Origin of the sequence: Leisingera sp. (assembly GCF_034669605.1) — a bacterium.
In the GTDB taxonomy this organism is placed as follows: Bacteria; Pseudomonadota; Alphaproteobacteria; order Rhodobacterales; family Rhodobacteraceae; genus Leisingera.
In genome coordinates this window covers 1-5,720 of sequence record NZ_JAXMOX010000259.1, presented here as the reverse complement: position 1 = coordinate 5,720, position 5,720 = coordinate 1, and the positions used below count along the sequence as shown (strand labels likewise).

The 5,720-nt window shown below is 58.0% G+C and carries 6 protein-coding genes and 2 tRNA genes; 5 read left to right on the top strand and 3 right to left on the bottom strand.

All coding sequences use genetic code 11. The annotated features are described in order from the left end of the window. Both VOI29_RS22155 and VOI29_RS22150 read right to left on the bottom strand, forming a co-directional pair. Window positions 1-1,197: ABC transporter transmembrane domain-containing protein (locus VOI29_RS22155; RefSeq protein ID WP_323783750.1), on the bottom strand; the 1,197-nt coding region annotated here is incomplete at its 3' end. Between the two features lie 167 nt (window positions 1,198-1,364). Continuing rightward, window positions 1,365-1,438, bottom strand: a tRNA-Gly gene (locus VOI29_RS22150). A 173-nt stretch (window positions 1,439-1,611) separates the two neighbouring features. On the opposite strand from VOI29_RS22150, the gene VOI29_RS22145 reads away from it, so the two are divergent. The 5 genes from VOI29_RS22145 to VOI29_RS22125 all read left to right on the top strand — a co-directional run bounded on the left by VOI29_RS22145 (window position 1,612) and on the right by VOI29_RS22125 (window position 4,780). Then, on the top strand, window positions 1,612-2,325 hold the full coding sequence (locus tag VOI29_RS22145; protein ID WP_323783748.1) for a CbiX/SirB N-terminal domain-containing protein: 714 nt from the start codon (window positions 1,612-1,614) through the stop codon (window positions 2,323-2,325). Between the two features lie 105 nt (window positions 2,326-2,430). Next, window positions 2,431-2,504, top strand: a tRNA-Cys gene (locus VOI29_RS22140). Window positions 2,505-2,612: 108 nt separating this feature from the next. Next, the gene (locus VOI29_RS22135) at window positions 2,613-4,106 is read left to right on the top strand and encodes a DUF6538 domain-containing protein (protein ID WP_323783746.1); all 1,494 of its coding nucleotides are present in this window, start codon (window positions 2,613-2,615) and stop codon (window positions 4,104-4,106) included. A 99-nt stretch (window positions 4,107-4,205) separates the two neighbouring features. Continuing rightward, complete coding sequence (locus VOI29_RS22130; protein WP_323783744.1) at window positions 4,206-4,463, top strand: hypothetical protein; 258 nt, start codon at window positions 4,206-4,208, stop codon at window positions 4,461-4,463. Window positions 4,464-4,585: 122 nt separating this feature from the next. Continuing rightward, window positions 4,586-4,780 carry a hypothetical protein gene (locus VOI29_RS22125; RefSeq protein WP_323783742.1) on the top strand — a complete coding sequence of 65 codons (195 nt, stop codon included), beginning with the start codon at window positions 4,586-4,588 and terminating at the stop codon, window positions 4,778-4,780. Between the two features lie 608 nt (window positions 4,781-5,388). Here the strand turns inward: VOI29_RS22125 and VOI29_RS22120 are convergent. Further along, window positions 5,389-5,619: a hypothetical protein gene (locus VOI29_RS22120; protein WP_323783740.1), complete on the bottom strand. Its 231-nt coding sequence runs from the start codon at window positions 5,617-5,619 to the stop codon at window positions 5,389-5,391. Between the last annotated feature and the right edge of the window lie 101 nt (window positions 5,620-5,720).

The window sequence follows — 5,720 nt, the reverse complement described above, 5'->3', positions numbered from 1 at the left end:
TATAATGGTGGTCTTGCCCGCCCCGGACGGGCCGACAAAGGCCACAGTCTCGCCCGGCTTCACCGCCAGCGACACCGCGTCCAGCGCCGAGACATCCGGGCGCGACGGATAGCGGAAAGACACGTTGTCGAACTGGATCTCACCCTTCACCGGCGCGGGCAGAACCTGCGCCGCGACCGGATCCAGCACAGTATCCTCAGCATTCAGCAGCTCCACCAGACGCTCGGTCGCGCCGGCGGCCCGCTGCAGCTCGCTCCAGATCTCCGACAGCGCCGCCACGGAGCCGGCCACCAGCACCGCATAGATCACAAACTGGATCAGGGTTCCCTCGGACATAACCCCCGCGCGCACATCATTGGCCCCCATCCACAGCACGCCGACAACGCCCGAGAACACCAGGAAAATAACGATCACCGTCAGATAAGCCCGGGTCCGGATCCGGCGGCAGGACACGGTATAGGCGGTTTCGGTCATCTCGCCGAACTTCTGCCGGCTGGCGGCCTCATGGGTAAAGGCCTGCACGGTCTGCACCGCCCCCAGCGCCTCACCGGCATTGCCCGAGGAAGCCGCAATCCAGTCCTGGTTTTCCTTGCTGATGGCACGCAGGCGGCGCCCCAGGACCAGGATCGGGACAATGACGGCCGGGACGATCAGCAGCACCATCATCGTCAGCTTGGCCGAGGTCAGCAGCATCAGCACCATGCCGCCCAGGAAGATCAGCAGGTTGCGCAGCGCGATCGACACCGAGGATCCCAGCACCGACTGGATCAATGTGGTGTCGGTGGTGATCCGGCTCAGCACTTCACCGGTCATGACCCGTTCGTAAAACTCAGGGCTCATCCCGATCACCCGGTCGAACACCGCCGTGCGGATATCGGCCACAACACGCTCGCCCAGCCGGGTCACCAGCGCATAGCGCACGCCGGTGCCCGCCGCGAGCAGCGCAGCAATCCCCAGCGCAGCGCCGAAGTAGAGGTTCAGCAGTTCGGCCTCTGAGACCCGGAAATTATCCACCACCCGGCGCACCGCCAAAGGCAGCGTCAGCGACAGCCCTGCGGTCATCACCAGCGCACAGGTCGCGGCAAGCATCAGCAGACGGTACGGCCGCATGAACGGCCACAGCGCCGAAAGCACGCCAATCTTCCGGGAGCCTTCGCGCTCCTGTTCCGCATTCGGGGCCGCCTGTCTCCGCGCCATTCCGGATCCTTCTGCACTTTGGGCTGGCGGGTATGAAACCCCGCGCATTCGCCACGGTTCATGGCCCCGCAGGCCCCGCGCGTCAAGCGCTGAGCCGGTTCAAAAGGCACATGATCGCGCGAACATCCCGCGTCACGGTGTAACAGAATGGCAGAAGGGGGAGGATCTGGAGCGGGTAGCGGGAATCGAACCCGCACCTTAAGCTTGGAAGGCTCTTATGATACCATTTCACCATACCCGCTCAGAGTGTTTGCTGATTTAGGTGAAGCGCCCGGGAAGGTCAACCTCCTTGGTTTCGTTTCTCAACACGCCGCAGAAAAAATCTCCCAAAGCCTTGCGGAGTGCCCGGCAAGCCCCCCTAATAGCGGAACAAACCCGCCGATTTACGCAGTTTCAACGATCCGGACCCCCGCCTTGACAAAGACCGCGCGCACCGCCGTCATCACCGCCCATGGCCAGCCTTCCGACCCTGATCCGGCAGAGGCCGCCCTGGCCAGGCTTGCGGCAGAGGTTGCGGCGCATCTGCCGGCTTGGGATGTCCGCTCCGCCACCCTTGCCACGCCCGGGCGGCTGGAGCAGGGAATGGCCAAGGACACCGTGGTCTATCCGTTTTTCATGTCGCAGGGATGGTTCACAGCCAAGGTTCTGCCTGACCGCCTGCAGGGCCGCAGCTATCGCATGGCCGCGCCTTTCGGTCTGGATGCCGCCCTTCCCGCCCTCGCTGCAGGGGCCGTCCGTCAGGCCGCCGAAGGGCAAGGCTGGCCGCTGGCTGAAACGCATCTTCTGCTCGCCGCCCACGGGTCTGCCCGCGGTCCCAAAGCGGCAGAGGCCGCAGAAAGTTTTGCTGCCAGGCTGCGCCCCCTGCTGCCCCGCTGCGCCGTCTCGCCCGGCTATGTGGAGCAAGCTCCAAACGTTGAATCCGCCGCAACCGCTTTGCCTGCATGTTCCATCTGCCTGCCGTTCTTTGCCCAGGCCGGCGACCATGTTAAACAGGACATCCCCCAGGCGCTTGAGGCTGCCGGTTTCCAAGGACTTCTGCTGCCAGTCACGGGTGCCCTGCCCGGCATTCCCGCCCTGATCGCCGATGGCATCCGCGCGGCGGCACGTGACCAAACCGCGGCGGGGTGAGTTTCCAGCGATCGGGAAAGAAAAGCAATTTTTGGCCCGGACAGAGGCAAAACGCCTCTTGCGCAGGCAGCGGGCATGTGATTAATCACGCCCTACACCACGGATGGCGAGTTGGCGGAGTGGTGACGCAGCGGATTGCAAATCCGTGTACACCGGTTCGATTCCGGTACTCGCCTCCACATGTCCGTATGGACCTTATTTCCCTGATAATATAGTCAGAAAGTCTCTGAAGGGACTACAACTGACATTACGCCTGACACTACAGGCGACATTACCCACGAGGCAAAATGTTGAACTGGCACCCTGCCACGGTGAGCCGTCGAGGCCAGAAATACTATGTCGTCCTCACCGTTCCGGAGGAGGCGAGAGAGGCTGTTGGCCAAAGACAGCTCAGACGCTCGGCAGGCACTCCTGACCTGCGGGAGGCGGAAAAGAAGCGCTGCGATCTAGAGCTAGTGATGCGGCAACAGGTCTTGAAGAAAGTCCAGGAGTCTAAGCTGTCTTCGCCAGACAGCGCGTTTCAGACTGCCGTGAAGGAACTCGGGCTGTCTGACTTGGGATACCTGTTTCCCTACTGCCCTGAAGTCGGCGACGTCATCCCGCAAACCATGCAGGAGGCCCCTCCACAGGATGCGTACACGGCACGAAAGGCAATTCAGGAACTTGAGAAGGCTGAAACCGAAATTAGGCTCACTTCTCTATCTCAGGACGATACTGAGCGGCAGCTTCAGATGCTTCAACGTTTCGATTTAAAACCCCCGACACCCGAAAGGACAGCGGTACTCGTGGCCAATGCTAAGCACGAGTTGGCGCAATCCTTTGGCGATGGCAAACCAGATACCACACTGCGTAGCTACCTGCCCGAGTTCGAGGCCTCTTTGGACCGCCGGGTTTCGAATGGCAACCTGCAGAAAAAGACGCAAAAGTCTCGACTGAAAAACATCGAGCAGTTCATTGCAGTAGTCGGAGATCTCAAGCTTTCTGAAATTGAGGCTAAGCACGCATACGATTTTGCCAGAGAACTTGAAGGGGAAAACAAGGCCCATAGGACCATTCAAACCCGCATCAGCGATGTCACAACCCTATTGAACGAGGCTGTTCAGGACGGAGAGTTGAAGTCCAACCCGTTCACCGGCTTGAAACTTGCTAGGTTCGGCAAAAAAGGCAGGAATTACACCCCGCTGAACGATGAACAGCTTCAGGCCATCTTCTCGATTCGTGATCTGCCCGATGACGTGCGGGATGTATGGGCAGTTTTGATCTGCACGGGCATGAGACTGGATGAAGCTGCACTTTGCACGGTTCGACAGGTAAATGAACGCGACGGCATCCTCCACATCGACTTGCGCGACGCCCGCGTAAAGAATGATGGGTCCAGAAGAGAAGTACCAATCTGCGATACGCTGGCCCCGCTCATCCGTGCCAGAATACAAGGTAAGAAATCCGATGACAGACTCTTTGGATTCTCGATCAAGTCGGACGGAAAAAGCCGTGCATCTGAGGTCTGCAGCACTTGGCTCGGGCTGGTCAACCTCAAAAAGTTGGCTGACAACCCAAACGGATTGTATGCGACGCATTCTCTCCGCGGCACCTTGAAGGACAAGCTACGAGATGCTGACGTCAATTTCGAAGTCAACAACGCTATCCTAGGTCACGACCAGCACACGGTTTCTGCGTCATACGGAAGAGGTCCAAGTCTACAGGCCAAGAAAGATGCCGTGGACCGGCCAAATCACAGCTACTTGGACTGGATCAAAGAGGATTACCCGACCTCAAGTTAGCACCAATCCCGCCCCATCCCCGTAATAAGCTACCCGGCCCGCTGCCTGCGGGAACCGGCCAACCCTTTGCACCCAAATCAAACCTGAAAGGAATTACGAATGTTCGACACCGCAGCAGACCGCGAAGAAGCCATTTTTGGCATGATCAGCTCTCAATTGATCAGCGCATACCAGGGCGTAGAAGCACTGGAACAGCAGGCAAAGGCCCTCCTTCGCACCATATCGACCACGAGCAGCATGGCTGGTGTTCTGCCGGGCAACCGAGAACAGGAAGATCGCTGCCTGAAGGTAAAAGCCATCCTGGCTGAACTGACGGAAGCATGTTCAGAGGCACGTAACAGTTTCGGACAGATCTGACTTTAGGCGCATGCAACGCAAATGAAAGCAAAGACAGCGGTCCCGCTCTGCCGCACGATTACGGCGGGTATGTCGCGTCTCGAAAGCCCAACCCTACCAAGTTAAGAAAGGAAGCATACCACATGCCCAAGCCATTAGAAAAAAGCCTGGAAGACGAATTCGAGAAAAAGAACGAGCCGCTGTCCATGCGTGGCCCGAAAAGCGTCGTCGACCGCTTCAAGGATTTGGCAAAATCTGAGCGGTACGCACAGTGGGAGTTCCTAGAGATCCTGATGGACCGCTTTGAAGAAACTGGGGGATTCCACCCAAAGAAGTAGCCGGTTTACGCTTCTGTCACTCCACCCCCGTAGGTGGTCCAAAAAGGACCAGTGGTTTTGACAGTCTCTTACTGTCTCTTACTGTCGCATTCCAAATGCAGATATGTATAGACATATACTCAGCTCTGCCCCTACTGAATACCCGCAGATTTCGAAGTTGACGGAACACCAAAAGCAGAGCGGGGGCGGAGATCATGCATCCACGCTTGTGACGCTCTTATTCTGAACTAACCCATTACAAAAAGCCCCGGCACAACACCGGGGCTTTTCTTTAGCTTAGGAAGGGCGGTCCTTTGTCGGCAGAAGCTCTAGAACACATTCTGTGCAGCTACAGCCGGCTTCAGGGTCGTACCGCGCCGCTTAGCCCCTCAGAACGGCCACCAGCCGTGATGAACCCGTTCCACGATGACCAGGGCAATGCCGACCAGGGACAGGGCGATGGAAACGCAGGCAGTCTTATCGTCAATGGACATGTGAAATTCTCCAAGCTACGGTTTCGGGGAAGCTGGCCCCCGGTGGAAGCCGGGCTGACCCCCTTCAGATTACCAATCATGCTACTATGAACGGGGCCGGGTCATTCCGGCCCCTTCTACATTTCGGGGATACGTCTACTCGTCTTCGTTCAGTTCCATCTGAAGCAGCATGTCCCCGCGCCATTTGAATCGATAGAAACGCAGCGTGTCACCCGCCAGAGTGCTGCCGAAGGTAATTTCCACATCATCATCAACGTAAGCGATGGCATCACGAAGCTCACCAACAGTGAGAGGCTGGTCCGTGGATGAGATCATAGATCCGGGATTTTTGGGTTGCTGAATAGTCTTATGCACTGCTTGAGACATTTAATTCCTCTGCTCGATTGGGTGTATCAATTGTGTACCTGACGGCCATCAGGTTACCTGAAGTTTGGCTTCATCAAGCTCACCGACATGGCGCCCTTGGC

Bases quoted from the DNA above. Each gene is read 5' to 3' on its own strand.
- VOI29_RS22130 (WP_323783744.1), top strand. From the start codon at position 4,206: ATGTTCGACACCGCAGCAGACCGCGAAGAAGCCATTTTTGGCATGATC.
- VOI29_RS22125 (WP_323783742.1), top strand. From the start codon at position 4,586: ATGCCCAAGCCATTAGAAAAAAGCCTGGAAGACGAATTCGAGAAAAAG.
- VOI29_RS22120 (WP_323783740.1), bottom strand. From the start codon at position 5,619: ATGTCTCAAGCAGTGCATAAGACTATTCAGCAACCCAAAAATCCCGGA.
- VOI29_RS22135 (WP_323783746.1), top strand. From the start codon at position 2,613: ATGTTGAACTGGCACCCTGCCACGGTGAGCCGTCGAGGCCAGAAATAC.